Here is a 20,012-nt window from a genome sequence, read left to right as displayed (position 1 = left end):
CGCCGCCACCGCCGACCGGCGGCGCGCTATAGCCCTGACCCGGACCCTGGCCGTAGGCCTGACCGTAAGGCGGCTGGCCGTAGCCCGGCTGGGTCTGCTGCATGGCCTGGCCGCTATTCCAGACCGGCCGCGAGTCGCGCGGCGGCACGTTCGGAACCGAACCCCGTGACGGGCTTCCGCCGAACAACGTCTCGCGCATGGAATCCAGGAAGCCGCCGGACTGCGTCTGCTCGGGCGCCTGCCCCGCTTCCAGCTCCTGGATACGGGCGTGGGCGCGCTTCAGCGCTTCGTCCTGCAACAGCACGGTCTGCACCAGCGCGTAGATCGCACCGGGTGCCTTGCGCAAGCCATCGGAGATCGCGGCGGTCGCGTCGGGATCGCGCGGTGCATTTTCCAGTTTGGTAAGCCGGTCGAAAAGCTCGTCGACGAGCTGGCGTTCCTGCGGCGTCATGATCAATCTCCTTCGCGCAAAACAAGCGCGAGGCAGATGTAGGGTTCCATTGTGGCCCCAACAGTGCCGGCCGGATTAAATTTCCGTATGCGACAAGCTGCCCCGCCGCTTCGGCAGGTTTCTCGCGTCTTCCGCGGTTTCCGTGATCAGAAGCGGGAGGTCGTGGCCCATGCGGCTCACAGAGCGACCATCGTCGTGGAAGCCCTCGGCCCGGTAAACACCGAAGGAAGTTTCCGTCAGAGTGAAACGCCACCCCGGCAGCTCTGGAAAAGCCGGTTCTCGATTATCCATAATATCACCCCAGCGTGACGCCGCTGTCCGCGAGCAGACGTGGGAACGCGTCGCCGGCGAGATAAGCGTGCTCGCGTTCGCGCACATCCGTCATCGGGTCGAGACCGACAAGGACGTCATCGACGAAACCGGGATGGCACATCACGAGACCGCCCTCGGGGAGGCCTTCCAGGAACTGCCGCATCAATGCGCCGAAATCGGCCGCCCGCGTGAAGTCGTAAGCCCCGGCGAAGCCGGGATTGAAGCTGAGACCGGCAGCGCCGGCGCGGCGGCGGAATTGCGCGCTGAGGATATCGAGCACCATGGCCTTTAGTGAGGCCAGCCGCTGCGCCAGCGGCAGGTTGCGTCCGCACTGGCGTACCCAGGCGTTCGGTGCGGTCTCGCTAACGGCATCGATGAAGCCGTCGCGCACTTGCGGATAGAGCTGCACATGCTGGTGACCGTCGACGAAGTCGGGCGCACGCCCGAATGCTTCGGTGAACGCTGCGAGCTGCGCCTTCACCTCATTGCGAAAGAATTCGCGGTCGAGCCGCCGCATCAGTCCGGCGCGCAGCAGCTTCGGAAAGGCCAGGAACATGTCGCCGTCGAGAGGGCGGAAATGCATGGTGAGCGGCCGGAACGGTGCCGACAGCGTCACATGCAAGCCGATCGCGCAGCGCGCGCTCGATTTGGCTGCCGCGTCCAGCGCCTCGATCTCACTGCGCGCGATCGCGGGTCCCACCATCATCACCGAGGTGGCGTTGAGGCGGCCGCGTTCGATCAGGTCGCGGATGGCGCGGTTGACGCCCGGGCTGATGCCGTAATCGTCGGCGCAGAGCCAAATCCGCCGCAGGCCCGCGGCAGCGCTCATTCGGCGGCCGTCCTTTTCGAAGCGTCGTCGGCGTTGTCGGCATCGAAATGCTTCTCGCTGTGCTCGGCGACGAAGTAGATCGGGCGCGCCTTCAGTTCGGAGAGGATCTTGCCGATATATTCGCCGACGATGCCGATCATGATGAGCTGCACGCCGCCGATCGTCATCAGGCCGACCACGAGCGAGGGATAGCCGGGCACCTGCTTGCCGGTCGTGAAGACTTCCCAGAGGATGGAGAGGCCGAACAGGAAGGCGATGCCGGCAAGAGCCGCGCCGAGCAGGCTGGCGAAGCGCAGCGGTGCTACCGAGAACGAGGTCAGGCCCTCGATCGACAGGCCGAGCAGGCGTGCGGCGTTGAAGGTGGTCACGCCGTGCGCGCGCGGCGCCGGTTCGTAGTCGACACGGATTTGGCGGAAGCCGATCCAGCTGGCCAGTCCCTTGAAGAAGCGGTTGCGTTCCGGCAGCTGCCTCAGCGCTGCGACCGCGCGCGGCGAGAGCAGGCGGAAGTCACCGGCGTCCTCGGGAATCTTCTGCCGCGCCCCCCAATTGATCAGCGCGTAGAAGCCGTGCACGGCGAGCCGCCGCAGGAAGGGCTCGTTGTCGCGATGCGCCTTGGCGGTATAGACGACGTCGTAGCCGTCTTCGATCCAGTGCTGCACCAGCTGCTCGACCAGAGCCGGCGGATGCTGGCCGTCGCCATCCATGAACATGACGGCGCCGAGCCGGGCATGGTCGAGGCCGGCCATCAGCGCCGCCTCCTTGCCGAAATTGCGCGACAGCGAGACCACCTGGACGCCGATCGCGTCGGCCGGCAGGCTACGGGCGATCGACAGCGTCGCGTCCGCACTGCCGTCGTCGACATAGACGACCTCGCAAGCCAGGCGATAGCGCTGCCGCAAGGTCTTCGCGAGCTCGCAGATCCGCTGATGCAGGGCGGCGAGGCCCGCCGCCTCGTTGTAGACGGGGACGACAATCGACAGCCCCTTCGCGGCCGCGCTGGCCGCTGTGGTCGTCATGCCGGAAACGTCAGAGCCCAGCGTCATCGATCAAGGTTCCAGAGGCGTTTAGGTCTTCTCAACCGCATATGGTAGCTGCCGTTTGCTGTCGCTACGCTGAACAAAGCTAGGGCTCACCGCCCCAGGAACGCTTCGAGCTTGGCGAACAGCGGGTTCTCCCGGTCGAACACGTAGTCGAGCGAAACCACCGAGACGGTCTCGGCGCCATGCTCGCGCAGGAAGCTCGCCAGCGCATAGAGCTGCCCTGGAGGGCAGTGCAGCGTCAGCATGCCTGACGAGGTCGGTCCGCCAAACGGGGCCTCGACGCCGAACCGGCTGTGGGCCTCGCCGAGCAGGGCGGCGTCGCACTGCCGGAAACGGGTGCGGACCTCGCGGTATTTGTTGGCCCGCGCTCGCGCCGCAATGTGATCGAGGATGACGCGCGCGGTTTCGCGCGCCTGCGGCGACCAGTCGGCCTCCTTCGAGGCGACCAGATTGGCCTGGCTGCGCAGGATCACGCCGTCGTCGAGCACCCGCAAGCCATTGGCGGCGAGCGTCGCACCGGTCGTGGTGATGTCGACGATCAGCTCGGCGCTGCCGGCCGCGGGCGCGCCTTCGGTCGCGCCGGCGCTTTCGACGGTGCGGTAGTCGGTGATGCCGTGGCTCTGGAAGAAGGCGCGGGTCAGATTGATGAACTTGGTCGCGACCGCATCCGCATGTGGTGCTGCTCGCGGAAGCCGGTGGTGACGTCGTCGAGGTCGGCCATGGTGCGGACGTCGATCCACGCCTGCGGCACCGCGACGACGACATCGGCATAGCCGAAGCCGAGCCCCTCGATCAGCGATACGCGCTTGTCGGCATCCGCGATGTTCTCGCGCACCAGGTCTTCGCCGGTGACGCCGAGATGCGCGAAACCGCGGGACAATTGCGAGGCGATCTCGCTCGCCGAGAGATAGGCGACCTCGACATTGTCGAGGCCCGCGATGGTGCCGCGATAGTCGCGGGCACCGCCGGCCTTCGACAGCTTGAGCCCGGCCCGGGCGAAGAAGGCTTCGGTGTTTTCCTGAAGGCGGCCCTTGGAGGGAACGGCCAGAACGAATGGCGCGCTCATGACTAAGCTCCCACCTTGCGGCCGATCTTGGTCAGCGCATCCACCCAGACCGAGAAGCCGACCGCGGGGATCGGCTGCGCTGAGCCGAGCTGGGTCATCAGCCCGTCATAGCGGCCGCCGGCGACCAGCGGCTCGGCGCCATTACCCCTGTGATGCAATTCGAACTCGAAGCCGGTGTAATAGTCGAGCCCGCGTCCGAACGCGGTCGAGAAGCGCGTCAGCTTCACGTCGATGCCGCGCGCCGCCATGAAGCCGACCCGGCTCTCGAGCTGGTCGATCGCAGCCGTGAGATCGAGCTTGGCATCGGTGGTCAGTGCGCGCAGCTCTGCGATGGCATCGTCGGGATTGCCTGCGATCGATAGGAAGCGTTTGAGCACGGTGATCGCCTCGCGCGGCAGCGCGCCACCCTTCAGCGTCGATTGCTCGAGGAAGCGGTCGGCGATCTCGGCCGTGGTGCGGCCGCCGACATTGGTGGTGCCGGCGATCGACATCAAATCGGTGACGAAGGCGAGCGCTGCCTTGCGATCGGAGCCGGCCAGCGCGGCGAGCACGCCCTCATATTCGCTGCGGGTCGCGGTGGCCGCGGCCGCAAGCCGCTCCAGATCCTGCTCCAGGCTGATCTTGCGGTTGAAATCCTTGATCAGGCGGCGGCGCCAGACCGGATAGAGATCGAGCGCGTCGAGCAGGGCATTGAACAGCGCGACGTCACCGGTGCGGATCTCGACGTCACCGACACCGAAGGCGGCAGTTGCCTCCAGCGCCAGCGCCAGCATTTCGGCGTCCGCCGCGGCGCGGTCCTGGCGGCCGAAGGACTCGATGCCGGCCTGGAGGAATTCGCTGGCTTGGCCGCTGCGGTAACGGAACACCGGGCCGAGATAGCTGAACCCGGCCGGCTGGCCGGCTCGGGTAGAGGCGAGGTAATCGCGCGCCACTGGAATGGTCAGGTCCGGGCGCAGGCAGAGCTCTTCGCCCGTGAGGTCCGTGGTCAGGTAGAGGCTCTTGCGAATGTCTTCGCCCGAGAGATCCAGGAACGGCTCGGCCGGCTGCAGGATGGCGGGCTCGGCCCTGACATAGCCGGCCTGCGCGAACGACAAGAGCAGCGTATCCGCCCAGGCGGCGGAGCCGGCAGCATTTGAGGTGGCAGTCGCGGTCATAACAGGGTCCATCGTCCCGGTGGAACCGGGCAGGCAAGGGAAGGGACGGGAATTGGCGCAGCCCTTAGCATGGCCCGAAAGCGGTTTCGACCTCCAAAGGATCAATCGCTTAACGGCCGGGCAATTCATCGTTTCATCGTCAGGCCGACGGAAGCTAGCCAGTCTTGCCGCCCCAATCGCCCAGCACCGCCTGCACCAGCGCCAGCGCCGCCACCGCGGCCGTATCGGCCCGCATGATACGCGGGCCGAGCGCCAGCCGCAGGATCTTCGGCTGCCGCAGCAGCAGCGCCCGTTCCTCCTCGGCAAAGCCGCCTTCGGGGCCGATCAGCACGTCGACACCGTGGTCGGCCTCGCGCGCGTTTTGCAGGCCCTGAAGGGGGTTTTCGACCTCCGCCGCCTCGTCGCAGAAGATCAGCAGGCGGCCCGCGCCGCGCTGGCTGAGGTACCGCTCCAGCGGCACTGGCTCGGCCACCGTGGCGATGCTGAGGATGCCGCATTGCTCGGCCGCTTCGACGACGTTGGCGCGCATCCGCTCGGTGTTGACCCGGGAGGCCTGGGTGAACCGGGTCAGGACCGGCTGAAGCGTGGCGGCGCCCATCTCAATGGCCTTCTGGACCATGTAGTCGAGCCGGGCATGCTTGAGCGGGGCGAAAACGTAGGCGAGGTCGGCTAGCCGGTCCTGGGGCCGGGTCTGCTGGAGGATGACGAGGCCGTCCGGCCGCTTGCGGCCTTCGATGGCAGCTTGCCACTCGCCGTCGCTGCCGTTGAAGGCCAGGACCTCGGCCCCGGCGGCAAGCCGCAGCACGTTGCCGAGATAGTTGCTCTGGTCGCGGTCGAGCGGGACCCTGGCATCCTGGGCAAGGGGCGCGTCGACGAACAGACGGGGGGCGCGAAAATCGTGGGAAGGCATCGTTCAAAGGTCCGATTTATCGCCGTTCTTAACCGAAAGCCGCCATTTCGGGGGTAAATATTGCCAAACTGGTGCGTCCCAGCGCCGCGCTCTTGCCCTATTCCACGGGTTGTTAAGCGCCGGCGGGAATCGTAAAAACGCAAACACGCTGGTTGCGCTTCGATTGGGAAGGCGCCGAACCCCGTAAGCTCCTGCCGGAGAGACTATCTTGATGATCCGTCATTTGATGGTTCCGATCACTGTCGCCATGGTCGCCATGGGCGCCGCGGGCGCTTATGCGCAAAGCGCGTTCCCGGCGCCGCTGCCAAACCAGGCCGCGAGCAGCTCGGCGTTTCCGCCCGTGAACGGGTCGGCACCCGTCGCGTCCGTCGGCGCCGCGCCGCAATCGTCCTTTCCCGTGAACGGTGCTGCGCCGGTCGGCGGCGCCGGCGCCTTCAGTGCGGCCCCGCCGACGCAAGGCGGTCCCGGCGAGGACTGTATGAAAGCGTTCATTCCGCTCCGCGAGGAAGCCGAGAAACGCGGCAAGCTGATCAAGGCCGCGAGTGATCGTCATGCGCCGCCGGACGAGGCCTGCAAGCTGATCGGCAACTTCAGCCAGGCTGAAGTGAAGATGATCAAGTACATCGAGTCCCACGCCGCCAAATGCGGAATCCCGCCGCAGATCGGCGAGCAGATGAAGACCGGCCACAAGAACACCGAGGCGATGCAGAAGAAGGTCTGCACGGTCGCGCAGCAGATGCAGCAGCAGGCGCGCCCGGCCGGCCCGTCGCTGAGCGAGGTGCTGGGCTCGGGCTCGGCGCCCGAAGCCAATGCCGGCAAGAAGGGCGGCAGCACCTTCGATACGCTCAACGGCAACGTCCTGACCCGATGAGCAATACATCCGCCCGCGTTGCCGATTCCACGGGCAACTGGGTTGATACGCTCGCGCCGCAATGGGCGCGGCCTTACTTGCGCTTGTCCCGCTTCGACCGTCCGATCGGATCCTGGCTGCTGTTGATGCCGTGCTGGTGGTCGGCGGCGCTCGCCGCCGGCATCGCGCACGACGTCCGCGGCCTGCCGCTCACCATCATCCTGTTCTTCGTCGGCGCCTTCGTGATGCGAGGAGCCGGCTGCACCTGGAACGACATCACCGACCGCGACCTCGATGACAAGGTCGAGCGCACCCGCTCGCGGCCGCTGCCGTCAGGGCAGGTGACCACGAAGCAGGCGCTGGTCTTCATGGTCGCGCAGGCGCTGATCGGTCTCCTCGTGCTGTTGCAGTTCAACCGCTTCGCGGTCCTGACCGGCATCGCCTCGTTGTTGATCGTCGCGATCTATCCCTTCATGAAGCGCATCACCTGGTGGCCGCAGATCGTGCTCGGGCTGGCCTTCTCCTGGGGCGCCCTGATGGGATTTGCCGTCACCTTCGGACGCATCGACGCCACCGCGCTCGTGCTCTATGCCGGCGCGATCTCCTGGGTGATCGGCTATGACACGATCTACGCGCATCAGGACGCCGAGGACGACGCGCTGATCGGCATCAAGTCCACCGCGCGCCTGTTCGGCGCGCACACGCACCAGGCGCTGATCCTGTTCTACGGGCTCGCGGTGATGCTGATCGCCGTCGCGCTGGCCTCCGGCGATGCGCGCTGGCCGGCCTGGCTCGGGCTTGCGGCCTTCGCCGTGCATCTGGCGTGGCAGATCGTGCGGTTGAGGATCGACGATCCCGAGCTCTGCCTGCGCCTGTTCAAGTCGAACAAGTATGCAGGGCTGTTGCTTTTTGCGGGATTGCTCGTCGACGCGGTGATGCGGGCGGCCTGACGCGATCTTGTAGGGTGGGCAAAGGCGCTCTTGCGCCGTACCCACGATCCTTCCATGACTGCGAAAGAAGAGGTGGGCACGCTTTCGCTTTGCCCACCCTACGGCAGCGTGATTGCCGTTTAGTTCCTCGCGATGATCTCGCGTTCGCCGCGATGAACGGACAATTCCCGCGCGATGCCGGTGCGCCGGCGCATCAAAAATTTCGGGCGGCGGGCGCGGATCGCGTTGGTGCGGCGGCGACGCGGTGCGGGTTTGCGTGCGTCTTCGTCGAGCTGCGGCAGCGCAAAGATCTCGCTCCAGATCGCCCAGGCTTCAGTGAGCTCGTCGCCATCGGCGCTGACCAGCAGCGGAACGGAGAGCGAGGGATCGCGATGCACGAGGATAAGGGCCTGCGCGTCGTCGTTGCCGCGGAGCGCGACGCCGGTGAAGTCGCTGACGCGGACGTTGATCGCCATTTGCATGCCGCGAACGGCACGGCGCAGCACCACACGCTCGCGATGAAGCTCGATCTGCCTGACATGTCCGTCGGCGCGCGGATCGTGCGCATCGAAGCGAACCGGAAGGGAAAGAGGGTCGAGCCGCAAGGAGCGGCTCGACCCGGCGGGAGCGACCCCGCATGTTGCTGTTTGACGCCTCACGGCTTAGTTCTCCCCGCCGGGATTATGTTCCCGGTCGATGCGAGGACCTTAGCGCGCGCCTTTCCCAAACCGCTTAAAAAGGCTGGTTAACCCACCGTCACTGCTGCTCATGATTGACAAGACCTTGGCGCGCATGATTGACGAGACGTTGCGCCGAAGTCGCGAATCTGAGCTTTTGGCGGGCTGAAAATGCTTGAAGTCCGCGCTATCAGGGCACATCTGTGGGTTCCAGTCCCGAACCCCGCCCCAACAGGATTTCGTTCGTGAACTCTTCACCATCCGCAAGCTCGACGCTTTCGACCTCAGCCAATCGCGACCTGTTCGATCAGTCCGCGCTCTCCGATCTCGCGCAGCGACTGGTCGAGGCGGCCAAGCGCGCCGGCGCCGATGCGGCCGATGCGGTCGCAGTGCGCGGCGTCTCGCAGGGCGTCGAGGTGCGCGACGGCCGCGTCGAGGAATCCGAGCGGTCCGAGGGCGACGATGTCGGCCTGCGCGTGCTGGTCGGCCAGCGCCAGGCGGTGGTCTCGACCAACGACGTCAGTGGCGATGCCGTGACCAAGCTTGCCGAACGCGCGGTGGCGATGGCGCGTGTTGCGCCCGACGACAAATATGTCGGCCTCGCCGATCCCGCGCTGCTCGCGCGCGACTTCCCTGATCTCGACCTGCTCGATCCCGACGTGCCCACGACCTCAGAGCTCGAGCGCCGCGCGCTTGTGGCCGAAGCTGCCGCGCTCGGCGTGAAGGGCGTGACCAAATCCGGCGGCGCCTCGGCTTCCGCCGGCATCGGCGGCATGGTGCTCGTCACCTCTACCGGCTTCCACGGCTCTTACCTGCGCTCCAGCCAGGGCATTTCCGCCACCGCCATATCGGGCGAAGGCACCAGCATGGAGCGCGACTACGACTTCACTTCGGCGCCACACGGCGCCGATCTGCTGTCGCCGGAAACCGTCGGCCGTTCCGCCGGCGAGCGCACAGTGGCGCGCTACAATCCGCGCAAGGTCGAGACCTGCAAGGTGCCGGTCGTGTTCGATCCGCGCGTTGCGGGCTCCCTGGTCGGCCATCTCGTCGGCGCCATCAACGGCGCCTCGATCGCGCGCAAGACCAGCTTTTTGAAGGACAAGCTCGGCCAGCAGCTGTTCGCGAAGAACATCCGCATCGTCGACGATCCCCTGCGCAAGCGCGGCCTGCGCTCGCAGACGTTTGACGCCGAAGGCGTCGCGGTGAAGAAGATCGCGCTCGTCGACGAGGGCGTGCTGACGACCTGGCTGCTCGATTGCGCCACCGCGCGCGAGCTCGGCCTCACCACCACTGGCCACGCCCATCGCGGCGTCTCCTCCTCGCCCTCGCCTGGGCCGTACAACCTGCATCTCGAAGCCGGAACGCCGACACCGGCCGAGCTGATCGCCGACATCAGCCAAGGCTTCTACGTCACCGACCTGATCGGCTCCGGCGTCAACGGCGTCACCGGCGATTACAGCCGCGGCGCTTCCGGCTTCTGGATCGAGAACGGCGAGATCACCTATCCCGTCAGCGAGGTGACGATCGCCGGCCATCTGTTCGAGATCTTCAAGTCGATGCAGCCCGCGAACAATCTCGAGTTCCGCTACGGCATCAATGCGCCGACGGTGCGCATCGAGGGTTTGACGCTTGGCGGACGCTGACGCGCAATCCCTTGATGCGACCATCCTGACCCGCGATGCGGCGCTGCTGAAGGACGCGGTGCGGGACGCGGGCGCGCTGGCGCAGTCGATGTTCCGCACCGAGCTGAAGAAGTGGATCAAGGGCGTATCCTCGCCGGTGTCGGAAGCCGATATCGCGGTCAACGATCTGCTCGAAGCGCGCCTGCGTGCTGCGAGGCCCGACTATGGCTGGCTGTCCGAGGAGAGCGCCGACGACGTGGCGCGGCTGTCGCGGCGGCTGACATGGATCGTCGATCCCATCGACGGCACGCGCAATTATCTGGGCGGCCATGACGATTGGTGCGTCAGCGTCGCGCTGGTCGAGCAGGCCTCGCCGGTGCTTGCCGCGGTGTTCGCGCCGACGCGCGATGAGTTCTTCTTCGCGGCCCGCGGCCAGGGCACGACGCTCAACGGCGAGCCGGTGCGGGCGACGCCCGGGTCCGAGCTCGACTTCGCCCGCGTCGCCGGCCCGAAGCCGCTGATCGAGCGGCTGAAGCCCTCGCTTGGCGAGATCAAGCTGCATCCGCGAATCGGCTCGCTCGCGCTGCGTCTGTGCCGGGTCGCCCATGGTGCGCTGGATGCGGCTTTTGCGGGCGGCAACAGCCATGATTGGGACCTTGCGGCGGCCGATTTGATCGTGCAGGAAGCGGGTGGTAAGATGAGTGACCTCTCCGGAGAACCCATCCTCTATAACCGCCGGGAAGTGGCGCACGGGGTGCTGGTGGCAGCGGGACGCGATCGTCATGCGGGCATTGTCTCGCATTTTCGAAACCGCCCCTTAGCCTAAAGCGCTTTCGTCGTGCTTGTCGAACACTGCTTTGCCGGGCAGCCCGTTAGGAAGAGAACCCATGCCAGATAGTGCCCCGCAACAACTGCTTCACCTCGTCATCGGTGGCGAGCTCGTCGATCTCGAGCACAACACCTTCAAGAACCTCGACGACGTCGACATCGTCGGCATCTATCCGAATTATGCCACCGCGCACGCGGCTTGGCGGGCCAAGGCGCAAAGCACGGTCGACAACGCGCAGATGCGCTATTTCATCGTCCATCTCCACCGGCTGCTCGACCCCAATCAAGAACCGGCGCGTTGAAAAAACTGCTTCGCAATACGCTGCGAAGCAGCTGGTTTCAGCGTGCCGTCGGGGTCCTGGCGGCCGAATATCTGCGTCTGGTCTGGTGGACCAACAAGTTCACGTTCGATCCGGCTGACGTCTATGACCTCGTCGAGCCGCAGATCCCGGCGATCTTCGCCTTCTGGCATGGCCAGCATTTTCTCACCCCCTTCATCAAGAACAAGGACTGGTACCGGGCCAAGGTGCTGATCTCCCGCCATCGCGACGGCGAGTTCAATGCGATCGCCGCCGAGCGGCTCGGCGTCGGGACCATCCGCGGTTCCGGCGATCACGGCGGTGCCTTCCACCGCAAGGGCGGGGTTGGCGCCTTTAAGGAAATGGTGCGGACACTCCAGGACGGTTGTAATGTCGCGCTGACCGCCGATGTCCCCAAACGCGCGCGCGTGGCCGGGCTCGGCATCATCATGCTGGCACGGGAATCGGGGCGGCCGATCATGCCTTTCGCAATGGCGACCAGCCGCTTCATCCGGCTCAAGAACTGGGACCGCACCACCATCAATTTGCCATTCGGGCGCGGCGCATTGGTCGGCATCAAGGAAATCCACGTTCCGCCGGATGCCGACGCAGCCACCATGGAAGCGCTGCGGTTGGAGCTGGAGGAGACGTTGAACGAGGCGACCCGCCGCGCCTATGCGCAACTCGGCCGCCCGGGACCGGAAGATGTCTGACCCGCTGCCGATGACGCTGCGAATGTATCGCCGCCTGGCGGCAGGCCTGGTGCCGCTCGCGCCTGCGCTGATCAAGCGGCGATTGAAACAGGGCAAGGAGGATCCGGCGCGCGTCGGCGAGCGGCGGGGCTTGTCGCGGGACGTGCGGCCACATGGCCCGCTGGTCTGGATCCACGGCGCCAGCGTCGGCGAGGTTCTGGCCGCGGCGGCGCTGGTCGAACGGCTGCGCGATCTCAATCTGCGCATCCTGCTCACTTCCGGCACCGTCACCTCGGCGGCCGTGGTGGCGAAGCGCTTCCCGCCCGACGTCATCCATCAATACGTGCCGTATGATTCCCCGCGCTATGTCGCGCGCTTCCTCGACCACTGGAAGCCATCGCTGGCGCTGTTCATCGAATCCGACCTATGGCCGAACCTGATCCTCGCCGGCGCGGCGCGCCGGGTGCCGATGGTGCTGATCAACGGGCGGATGTCGCCGCGCTCTTTCCCGCGCTGGCGGCGCATGCACGGCACCATCTCGGCGCTGCTGTCGCGCTTCGACATTTGTCTTGCACAATCGCAGACGGATGCCGAGCGTTTCGCCGCGCTCGGCGGCCGCGACGTCCTCACCACCGGAAATCTCAAGCTCGACGTGCCGGCGCCGCCGGCCGATCCCGCCAGGCTCGAACGGCTGATGGCCATGACGCGCGGGCGGCCCATCATCGTCGCGGCCTCGACCCATCCGGGCGAGGACGAGATGCTGATCGCGGCGCATCGCAGCCTCGCCGGTTTCTTCCCGCAGCTCTTGACCGTGATCGTGCCGCGCCATCCGGATCGCGGCCCCTCGATCGCGGGCCTGATCACGGCCTCGGGCCTGAAGCCGGCATTGCGCTCGCGCGAGGAACTGCCGAGTGCGACGAGCGACGTCTATGTTGCCGACACCATGGGCGAGCTCGGCCTGTTCTATCGCCTTTCGCCGATCGTCTTCATGGGTGGATCGCTGATCCATCACGGCGGCCAGAATCCGATCGAGGCGATCAAGCTCGGTGCCGCCATCGTCCACGGCCCGCACGTCTTCAACTTCACTGACGTCTACGAGGCGCTCGACAATAGCGGCGGGGCTCGCCAGGCCGATACGCAGGAGGCGCTGGTCAAGCAGCTCGGCCAATTGCTGGCCGATCCGACCATGCGCGACAAGATGCAGCGCGCAGGCTCAGGCGTGGTCGAGCAGCTCGGCGGCGCGCTCGATCGCACCATGATTGCGCTCGAGCCCTATCTGTTGCAACTGCGGATCGAGATGGGAGCCGCCAATGCGTGAGCCGGCCTTCTGGTACCGGCCACGTTCCCCGCAGTCGTATGTCCTCTCTCCCCTGGGCGCGCTCTACGGCGCGATCACGGCGCGCCGCATGGCGCGCCAGGGCTTTGACGCCGGCATCCCCGTGATCTGCGTCGGCAACTACCATGTCGGCGGCGCCGGCAAGACGCCGACGGTGCTGGCGCTGACCAAGCTCCTGCGCGAGCTCGGTGAGACCCCGGTGGTGCTCAGCCGCGGCTATGGCGGACGCCTGAAGGGGCCGGTGATGGTCGACCGCGCGCGTCACACCGCTTCCGATGTCGGCGACGAGCCGCTGATGATGGCGCGCGAGGTCCCCGTCGTGGTCGCGCGCGATCGCCTCGACGGCGTCGCGCTGGCGAAGTCGCAAGGGGCCACCGTGATCCTGATGGACGACGGCTTCCAGAATCCGAGCCTGCTCAAGGACGCCTCGCTGATCGTGATCGACAGCGAGCGCGGCCTCGGCAACGGCATGGTGTTTCCCGCCGGTCCCTTGCGCGCGCCACTGCAGGCACAGCTCGCGCGCACCGATGCACTGGTCCTGATCGGCGACGGCCGTGCCGCGAACGATGTCGCGGCCGAGCTTGCCAAGCGCGACAAGCCGGAGCTGCGCGCGCGGCTGCAGGCGGATGCGGCCTCGCTCGCGCAGCTCCTTGGCAAGCGGGTTTTCGCCTTCGCCGGCATCGGCGATCCCGGGCGCTTCTTCCGCAGCTTGCGCGCCAGCGGTATCGACGTCGCACGCACGCGTTCCTTCGCCGATCACCACATGTTCTCGGATGACGAGCTCGCCGCACTCGCGGCTGAAGCCCAGCGCGAGCAGCTCACGCTGGTGACCACGGAAAAGGATCTCGCGCGTTTGCGCGGCCGCGCGCGCGTGCCTGATAACATCGTGCCGTTCGCCGTCCAACTCGAGTTCGACGATCCGGCAAAGCTGCGGCAGTTGATCAGCGATCATCTGTACAAGGCGCGCGAGTGGCGCTTCAGTGCGCGTTGATCTCGCGCTTTAAAGCATGATCCGGAAAAGTGCGCAGCGGTTTTCCGAAAAGATCATGCTCAAACAACAACCTAAAGCGCGATGACGATTCATCCTAATCTCATCGCGCTTTAGGCAAGCGTCTCTGCCGTAGCCCCAAAAGCGACGTGTCGCGGCTGACGAATTCTCTTCCGCACGTTTGGGACTTGATGTAGCCTTCCATGAGAGCCGTCACCGGGACGTGCCGAACTCCCGGCAATCATCGGCGGCGTTTATGCCCACGGCGGGCACTATCTTCATCATTTCAGATGCGACGGCCGCAACGACGAGTTCGGGGCGGCAGCGAAAGTTATTTCCAAGAGTCACAGAGGAGAACATGCCATGCATTTTTGCCTCACCGGACAATACACACAACGCTCTCTCACGGCCATTTTGGAAAATCCCACGACCGATCGCCAGGAGGCGGCTCGAAAACTCATCGAAGCGGCCGGCGGAAGGCTGATCTCGATGTACAGCGTTGCAACCGACGGCCCCGGCGTTTTGGTGATTTTCGACGTGCCTGACCCAAGCGCGGCTCCCGCCATTTCCGGCCTGACCGTCGCGTTGGGCACCCTGCAGAATGTGAAACTGACTCGACTGTTCACGCAGGACGAGATCAAGCAGGTCCGCCAGAACGCGGCAAAGCTGCGTTCTTCGTATACCCCGCCTGGAAGCTGACATCCGGATCTGAAGCGAAGCCGCCGCAGCACCAAGCGGCGGCAACGCTCACGTCACAGCAACAATCAAATCTGCAAGCCGAGAAGGGCCTGTCGGCGTCCATTGACTAAGAATGAGATGCGGCGCGTGCCGCGTTCGGCACCATACGCCGACCGACCTTGCTTGCCAGCGGCCTCGGCAACGGCCTGGATCGCGGTGCAGCATTCAGTCATGCTCACCACGCCCCGATGGCGATCAATCCGATAATGGTCAGGCATGAGGCGCAGGCTACCATGACAGTATAGCATTCGGGTGTATTCATCGCTGCCTCCCAAGCTGCAATTTGCTTGGTCATCGCTACGCGCAAGAGATCGCCGGTCGTCGAGCCGCTTCAATTCGGCACGCCGCAATTGGTCTTGGGCTGCGCGTCCGTCCTCTCGACGTCACCCTGATCCGCAGGATGACAGTGCGCTTCGAGAGCTTCAGCGCGTTCGGCTGAGATCAGAAGCTGTTTCCGCATTTCAGCGAGGCGGGCGCGGCAATATTCACGATAGAGCATGTCGAATATGGTGGGCATGATTCACCCCCATCGTTTGACTTTGATTTACAGATATTCCACCGCGAATTTTCGAGGTGATCGTAGCCCGCCGGATGGCTCTTCGATATGAGCCCGTTCACAGACTGCGCCAATTCCAAAGCTCGATCGCCGTTTGGCTGACTTGATTGTCTGCGCGATAAAAAGAGCAGGGCTAATTACCTAACACGCAATATAGCAGCACTTTGTTTCACCAAGACTTCGTCAAACAACTTAAGAGCGCCGATCTGCAACAAAGAATCCAACTACAGCGCGAAATGACAAACTACGGGGTGCAAGCACTGTTCGATGCAACGTCGGATCGGAACGACGGAAATCATTTCGGCTGCAGGAGCAGCGTGCACACGCGGCGAGCCGCGTACAAGGCGGCCTGTTCACGGCTTCAACTCGGAAAGCATGCCCGGGCGGTCAGCGTCACCGGGGAGAGATTGAGAATCTCCGGGAACGTAAATGCATAACTCGCGCTTACCTCGTTGCCGCATGCTGACGTGGAAAAGGTGAATGTGTCCGCAGGGAGCGTGAGGCCGAACGCCTGCTGGGCAGCGTAGCTCGTTATGGCGCTGCTGCTTGGGCAGAGCGTGCTGTTGACGGTTGCACAACGCGCCGCCATTTCGCTCCCATGCTGGATCCCTAGCTGAGTCCAGAACAGCAGCCCGCATTCGATGATCCCAAATATGAACAGGAAGAACGCGGGAGCGGTCAGCGCAAATTCCAGCGCCGACGCGCCCCGATTGTCGTGCCACAATGCCGTGAGTTTCACTGCAGCCTCGCCGTGGATTGCGCGCTATAAGTATATGTGGCCGCCACGATCTGGTAATCGATGAGCGTATAGTAGGTCGCTCGCGCCGAGACCGTCGTATATGTTCCAGCCTGCGCGCCGCCGGTGCAGGTCGTCCCGCAAGTGACAGCGCTAACTCCCGCGCTCGTTGGGCATCCGCAAAATTGGACCGGCGGAGGCGAAGCAGTGATGTCCGTGGCGTTGGTGGCACTCGTTACGGCGTTCGAAATGCCGCTCGCCTCAAAGCCGCGGGCAATTGCGTATTGCGCTCCCGCTTGTGCGGCATTTTCGACCTGCATCTTGCGATAGAGTGCAAGCCCGATGTCTGTCACCGACACGACCATCAGAGACAGCACCGGGATCAAGATGCCGAATTCGGCGGCCGCGACGCCCCGTTTGTCGCCGATAGCAGCGCGCACGTGCCCCGTTAGAGAATGAAGCAATCGACGGCAGTGCTTGGATGAGAAGTTCTGGATTTGCATCGGACCAAACCTCATTCGATGAGCTGCGCGGTTTGCGAACCTATCGTCGCGGTGCCGAGCGCGGTACAATTGACCTGGAGGTTCGACGTGCCGCTGAACGTCAGCGTATCCGCGATGATTTTGGTGCAGGATGTGCTCGTGCCGTTGCCGCCACTGAAGCTGAGATTGGCCTTTGGCAGGTAGATGGCACCGCCGAAGTTTTGTGTGCTGCCGCCGGTGAGATTGAAAGCAGTCCCGGCCGGCATATTGCGATCGCCGTACATGACGATGCCTTTCGTGGCGCCGCTGGTCGGCGCCGTCAGGTCGACGGTCGCGTTGCTGCCGATGGAAGCGGTGCCCCAGTTGCTTCCCGAGCCGGTAAACACCAGGGTTACGCCGCTGCCCGTGATGGTGGCGTTTCCAGCGACGCTCAAGCTTGCCCCGTCCAGATAATAGATGCCTGGATTGAGGTTCAGGACTGCGCCGGCATTGACCGTAATGCTGCCCGTGTAGCAGCCGGGGTCGAGCGAGGTTGTTTTTCCATTGGCGTTGACCACTATCTTGCCGTTGGTGCAACTCGGCCTCGCGGGGAGAGAGACGTTGGCGTAGGGGTCGGCGACGGGCGATATGTGCGTCTTGACACCGTTGGTCGCCGTGATGCTGCTCGCGCCGGAGACGTCGCCAACCACTCCGACCTGATTTGCAGCGACCGAGGCGCTGCCGGCAACGTTGAGCGAGGGGCTTGCACTCGAGTTGCTGTAAAGGTTGCACTTGATCAGGTTGAGCTGGTTGCCGCCGCTGACGTTGACAGCGGGACTTGCGCTCGAGTTGAGCGCAAGTACGCAGCCTGTCCCGGAATTGGGCAGGGCGACAGAGCGTGCGGTTATGAGGACAGGATCCGAGCCGAACAGGGCTGATAGCAGCCGCTGTTGCGGTTGACTCACGATGACTTCGATTGCCTGCGAATTCGATGCATGACTGCCTGTCTTCGGCGGCTGGTTCACCGTGACGGTGACGTTGTTCGCCCCGTTCGCGTAACCGTAGTTTGCCGTAACCGCTTTGGCTTCGGACGAGGGGTCGGTCCCTGTACTCGCCGCTGTCGCAGCGCTGACCGCGCCAGAGTCAGCCGCGCTCTGCATATTCTTGTGTTTGTAATACCACCAGCCCACTTCCGTGCCGAGCCCTGCTGTGCCGACCAGGACCGGCATCAGCAGCGCCGAAATGATCACATAGCTGCCCGACTGATCTCGGGCGAATCTCTGAAGCAGGCTAACCGCCCGCTCGCGCCGACGAGCATCTCGCTCTGGGCTCAATGGTGCATCGAACGAACGGCTGCAAAGTCTCCGGCGGTCCATGTGTGTCCTGCCCGCTTGCCACTTTTTCCCGTGGCAATGTGCTGCAGACCGACTTAAACCGGCCCCAATGGAAACGAGACAATTTTAAACATCAGCTGACATTCAGCCGGCATTCATGGCCGTGCTTCTATCGATACATCTCCGATGAGGAGAATTCGATGAAACTGCGGTCCGCGATCATTGCCGTCAGCCTCACATGTCTGCCGGTTTTGCCCGCCCTTGCTCAGACCTCCTTGCCGCCGCCTGCGGCCGCTCCGGCAAATCCGACGAGTGCGGTGCCGGTTCCCGCAACCAAGCGCGTCACGTGCCTCGCCACGACGCAAAACCTGAAGGGACAGGATAAGCGCGACCAGCTGCAGCTCTGCATGGCGCAGGCGCGGCTCGACTGCCTCAAGCAGGCGATCGATCAGAAGATCGTCGGCGAGGCCCGCAAGACTTTCATCAAGACCTGCGTGGGCGCGGATGGCACCGAGCAACAATAGCCGCGCGGGCGCGGCCTTATACCTGCGGCTTCGGCGCGCCGGGGAAATGCCGCTGGAGCACGGCGGCAGGCGTGGCGTAGGCTTCCTGCAGATCCACGCTCCAGTATTTCAATTCGTCGAGCGGGATGCGCGTGTCGGTGATCGCGCAGCGCACGTAGGTCCCCGGCGAGATCACGCGGAAATCGCCGTCGAGATATTGCACCTGCGCTTCGCCATGGCCCGAGGGGCCGAACTTGTTCAGCACGGTCGAAAGTCTCCGTGGAAGGCCTCTCCGTGGAAAATCCTTGGAGGGCACGATGTTTCGGGCTGGATGTAGCATAGATAGGGTGGCTTGTCCGCCCGGTAAACCCACTGGTTTGTGATGTTTTGGCGCCGTTTCCGCGTGGTAGTGCTTGGACGAAGGGTCTTGACGCAGAGTCCGATGCGCCTTCGACTGACCGCCCTGTTCCTGACGCTCCTGATGTCGGCCGCGCACGCCGCGCCTGTGCCGCAGCAGGTCGACATCCCGCTGTCGTCGGGCGTCCTGCATGCCCAGCTCTACAAGCCCGAGGGCGAGGGGCCGTTTCCGGCCGTGATCGCGCTGCACGGCTGCAGCGGGCTCAGCGGCCATTCCGATTCCGTCCTGCCGCGCTATCGCGACTGGGCCGAGCGGCTGCTGAGGGCCGGCAACGCCGTGCTGCTGCCTGACAGCTACGGCTCGCGCGAGCTCGGGCCGCAATGTCGCGTCAAGGAGATGCACGTCAAGGCGCGGCGTGAACGCGTCACCGACATCGCAGCGTCACGCGCCTGGCTGATGAAGCAGAGCTGGGTGGCGCGCGACCGCATCAGCCTGATCGGCTGGGCCAACGGCGCCAGCGCGCTGCTCTGGGCCGTGCGGCCGCAGAGCGCGGCGCGCGATTTGGGCCCGGATTTTCGCGCCGCGGTCGCCTTCTATCCCGATTGCCGGATCTCCGCCGGCCTCGGCTGGAGCACGCGGGTGCCGACCCTGGTGCTGATCGGCGCCGATGACGATGTGTCGTCGCCGTCGGCCTGCCGCCAGATGGTGGACGGCGCGCGCGGCCGCAGCGCGCTCGCGCGCATCGTGGTCTATCCCGGCGCCTATCATGATTTCGACCGCGCCAACACGCCGCTGCACGCAGCTGCCGGCACCGACGTGGCCGCGCCCGAGCATGGCCATCTCGGAACCGATGCGCAGGCGCGTGCGGAGTCGCAGAAGGACGTCGCGGAATGGCTGGCGCGGTGAGATGGTGCCGTAGTTCGTAGCCCGGACTTGTCCCGCCGTAGCTCGGTAGAGCGAAGGCGGAAGCGGGGCTGGCCGAGGAACAACGTCAGGCGGACAGCCCCGCATCGACCACCGCCCTGCACGGACCATGATGGCCGACCGGGAATCTACGGATCGCGCGTGGCGCCGGTTTCAGCCTCTGGCCATGCCATCATTCGACCACGATATCGATTAAACGCATTTCATATGCGCAGCCGCATCGTCCTGTTCTCCTCCGCCCTGATCGTCTTCACCGTCGCGATCTTCCTGTTTGAAGCCCACGCCGGCGCGCCACAGCTCGCGCCGGAACATTGCGGCTTCTGGACCACGATCGACGCGGGATTGTCCTGTAGGTAAGGCATGACGTTGTCGTAGCTCGGACAAGCCACTCATGCGTGCTACGATCTGCTGCCACAGTC

The 20,012-nt window shown here is 64.9% G+C and carries 23 protein-coding genes and 1 pseudogene; 11 read left to right on the top strand and 13 right to left on the bottom strand.

The features are described from left to right. The 6 genes and pseudogenes from CWO91_RS35070 to CWO91_RS35045 form a co-directional block, all read right to left on the bottom strand. The coding region (locus CWO91_RS35070) for a DUF2076 domain-containing protein (protein ID WP_130220051.1) at positions 1–451 on the bottom strand (451 nt) is incomplete at its 3' end. Positions 452–746: 295 nt separating this feature from the next. Then, positions 747–1,592 carry a ChbG/HpnK family deacetylase gene (locus tag CWO91_RS35065; protein WP_130220050.1) on the bottom strand — a complete coding sequence of 282 codons (846 nt, stop codon included), beginning with the start codon at positions 1,590–1,592 and terminating at the stop codon, positions 747–749. Next, positions 1,589–2,635, bottom strand: coding sequence for a glycosyltransferase family 2 protein (locus tag CWO91_RS35060; RefSeq protein ID WP_130220049.1), 1,047 nt, complete (start codon positions 2,633–2,635; stop codon positions 1,589–1,591). The genes CWO91_RS35065 and CWO91_RS35060 overlap by 4 nt, the downstream gene beginning before the upstream one ends. An 86-nt stretch (positions 2,636–2,721) precedes the next feature. Continuing rightward, positions 2,722–3,698: pseudogene (gene hisG / locus CWO91_RS35055) on the bottom strand (ATP phosphoribosyltransferase). Between the two features lie 2 nt (positions 3,699–3,700). Next, the gene (locus tag CWO91_RS35050) at positions 3,701–4,852 is read right to left on the bottom strand and encodes an ATP phosphoribosyltransferase regulatory subunit (RefSeq protein ID WP_130220048.1); all 1,152 of its coding nucleotides are present in this window, start codon (positions 4,850–4,852) and stop codon (positions 3,701–3,703) included. A gap of 154 nt (positions 4,853–5,006) precedes the next feature. Next, positions 5,007–5,762: a 16S rRNA (uracil(1498)-N(3))-methyltransferase gene (locus CWO91_RS35045; protein ID WP_130220047.1), complete on the bottom strand. Its 756-nt coding sequence runs from the start codon at positions 5,760–5,762 to the stop codon at positions 5,007–5,009. A 211-nt stretch (positions 5,763–5,973) separates the two neighbouring features. On the opposite strand from CWO91_RS35045, the gene CWO91_RS35040 reads away from it, so the two are divergent. Together CWO91_RS35040 and ubiA are read left to right on the top strand one after the other, a co-directional pair. After that, on the top strand, positions 5,974–6,633 hold the full coding sequence (locus tag CWO91_RS35040) for a hypothetical protein (RefSeq protein ID WP_130220046.1): 660 nt from the start codon (positions 5,974–5,976) through the stop codon (positions 6,631–6,633). Continuing rightward, positions 6,630–7,562, top strand: a complete 933-nt coding sequence (ubiA, locus tag CWO91_RS35035) for a 4-hydroxybenzoate octaprenyltransferase (RefSeq protein WP_130220045.1) — start codon at positions 6,630–6,632, stop codon at positions 7,560–7,562. Before CWO91_RS35040 ends, ubiA begins: the two co-directional genes overlap by 4 nt. Positions 7,563–7,681: 119 nt before the next feature. Here the strand turns inward: ubiA and CWO91_RS35030 are convergent, their stop codons facing one another. Beyond that, positions 7,682–8,200, bottom strand: a complete 519-nt coding sequence (locus CWO91_RS35030; RefSeq protein ID WP_130220044.1) for a DUF6101 family protein — start codon at positions 8,198–8,200, stop codon at positions 7,682–7,684. 263 nt (positions 8,201–8,463) lie between these two features. Between CWO91_RS35030 and CWO91_RS35025 the strand changes: the two genes are divergently transcribed. From CWO91_RS35025 to CWO91_RS34995, 7 genes are all read left to right on the top strand, one after another. Continuing rightward, positions 8,464–9,861, top strand: a complete 1,398-nt coding sequence (locus tag CWO91_RS35025; protein ID WP_165405936.1) for a TldD/PmbA family protein — start codon at positions 8,464–8,466, stop codon at positions 9,859–9,861. Continuing rightward, positions 9,848–10,666: a 3'(2'),5'-bisphosphate nucleotidase CysQ gene (locus tag CWO91_RS35020; RefSeq protein ID WP_130220042.1), complete on the top strand. Its 819-nt coding sequence runs from the start codon at positions 9,848–9,850 to the stop codon at positions 10,664–10,666. Before CWO91_RS35025 ends, CWO91_RS35020 begins: the two co-directional genes overlap by 14 nt. A gap of 61 nt (positions 10,667–10,727) precedes the next feature. Continuing rightward, the gene (locus CWO91_RS35015) at positions 10,728–10,970 is read left to right on the top strand and encodes a DUF4170 domain-containing protein (RefSeq protein ID WP_091886920.1); all 243 of its coding nucleotides are present in this window, start codon (positions 10,728–10,730) and stop codon (positions 10,968–10,970) included. Next, a complete protein-coding gene (locus tag CWO91_RS35010; RefSeq protein WP_130220041.1) occupies positions 10,967–11,680 on the top strand; it encodes a lysophospholipid acyltransferase family protein in 714 nt (237 codons plus the stop codon). Before CWO91_RS35015 ends, CWO91_RS35010 begins: the two co-directional genes overlap by 4 nt. Further along, positions 11,643–12,977 (top strand): 3-deoxy-D-manno-octulosonic acid transferase, encoded by a 1,335-nt coding sequence (locus CWO91_RS35005; protein ID WP_130220040.1) that lies wholly within the window; start codon positions 11,643–11,645, stop codon positions 12,975–12,977. Before CWO91_RS35010 ends, CWO91_RS35005 begins: the two co-directional genes overlap by 38 nt. Further along, entirely contained in the window at positions 12,970–13,986 is a 1,017-nt protein-coding gene (lpxK, locus tag CWO91_RS35000) for a tetraacyldisaccharide 4'-kinase (protein ID WP_130220039.1), read from the top strand. The genes CWO91_RS35005 and lpxK overlap by 8 nt, the downstream gene beginning before the upstream one ends. Positions 13,987–14,346: 360 nt before the next feature. Then, positions 14,347–14,682, top strand: a complete 336-nt coding sequence (locus CWO91_RS34995; RefSeq protein ID WP_130220038.1) for a GYD domain-containing protein — start codon at positions 14,347–14,349, stop codon at positions 14,680–14,682. Positions 14,683–15,052: 370 nt separating this feature from the next. Here CWO91_RS34995 and CWO91_RS34990 read toward each other — a convergent pair whose 3' ends face one another. The 4 genes from CWO91_RS34990 to CWO91_RS34975 form a co-directional block, all read right to left on the bottom strand. Beyond that, positions 15,053–15,238, bottom strand: a complete 186-nt coding sequence (locus CWO91_RS34990) for a hypothetical protein (protein ID WP_130220037.1) — start codon at positions 15,236–15,238, stop codon at positions 15,053–15,055. A 400-nt stretch (positions 15,239–15,638) separates the two neighbouring features. Then, positions 15,639–16,016 carry a TadE/TadG family type IV pilus assembly protein gene (locus CWO91_RS34985; RefSeq protein ID WP_245471468.1) on the bottom strand — a complete coding sequence of 126 codons (378 nt, stop codon included), beginning with the start codon at positions 16,014–16,016 and terminating at the stop codon, positions 15,639–15,641. Beyond that, on the bottom strand, positions 16,013–16,516 hold the full coding sequence (locus CWO91_RS34980) for a TadE/TadG family type IV pilus assembly protein (RefSeq protein WP_245471467.1): 504 nt from the start codon (positions 16,514–16,516) through the stop codon (positions 16,013–16,015). The genes CWO91_RS34985 and CWO91_RS34980 overlap by 4 nt, the downstream gene beginning before the upstream one ends. Before the next feature lie 11 nt (positions 16,517–16,527). Further along, positions 16,528–17,850: a pilus assembly protein TadG-related protein gene (locus tag CWO91_RS34975; RefSeq protein WP_130220036.1), complete on the bottom strand. Its 1,323-nt coding sequence runs from the start codon at positions 17,848–17,850 to the stop codon at positions 16,528–16,530. A gap of 38 nt (positions 17,851–17,888) precedes the next feature. Here CWO91_RS34975 and CWO91_RS34970 point away from each other — a divergent pair, with 38 nt between their 5' ends. Beyond that, complete coding sequence (locus CWO91_RS34970; protein WP_433995596.1) at positions 17,889–18,332, top strand: hypothetical protein; 444 nt, start codon at positions 17,889–17,891, stop codon at positions 18,330–18,332. A 16-nt stretch (positions 18,333–18,348) separates the two neighbouring features. Here the strand turns inward: CWO91_RS34970 and CWO91_RS34965 are convergent, their stop codons facing one another. Continuing rightward, positions 18,349–18,576, bottom strand: coding sequence for a DUF2093 domain-containing protein (locus tag CWO91_RS34965; protein WP_130220035.1), 228 nt, complete (start codon positions 18,574–18,576; stop codon positions 18,349–18,351). A 177-nt stretch (positions 18,577–18,753) separates the two neighbouring features. Here CWO91_RS34965 and CWO91_RS34960 point away from each other — a divergent pair, with 177 nt between their 5' ends. Next, positions 18,754–19,575, top strand: coding sequence for a dienelactone hydrolase family protein (locus CWO91_RS34960; protein WP_165405934.1), 822 nt, complete (start codon positions 18,754–18,756; stop codon positions 19,573–19,575). A 210-nt stretch (positions 19,576–19,785) separates the two neighbouring features. Here CWO91_RS34960 and CWO91_RS43845 read toward each other — a convergent pair. Further along, positions 19,786–20,012, bottom strand: a 227-nt coding sequence (locus CWO91_RS43845; protein ID WP_208753110.1) for a hypothetical protein, incomplete at its 5' end; no start/stop codon positions are given.

The sequence above is a fragment of the Bradyrhizobium genosp. SA-3 genome, assembly GCF_004212635.1.
Taxonomy (GTDB): domain Bacteria; phylum Pseudomonadota; class Alphaproteobacteria; order Rhizobiales; family Xanthobacteraceae; genus Bradyrhizobium.
The sequence above is the reverse complement of the archived record's forward strand: the minus strand, read 5'-3'. Positions and strand labels throughout refer to the sequence as shown.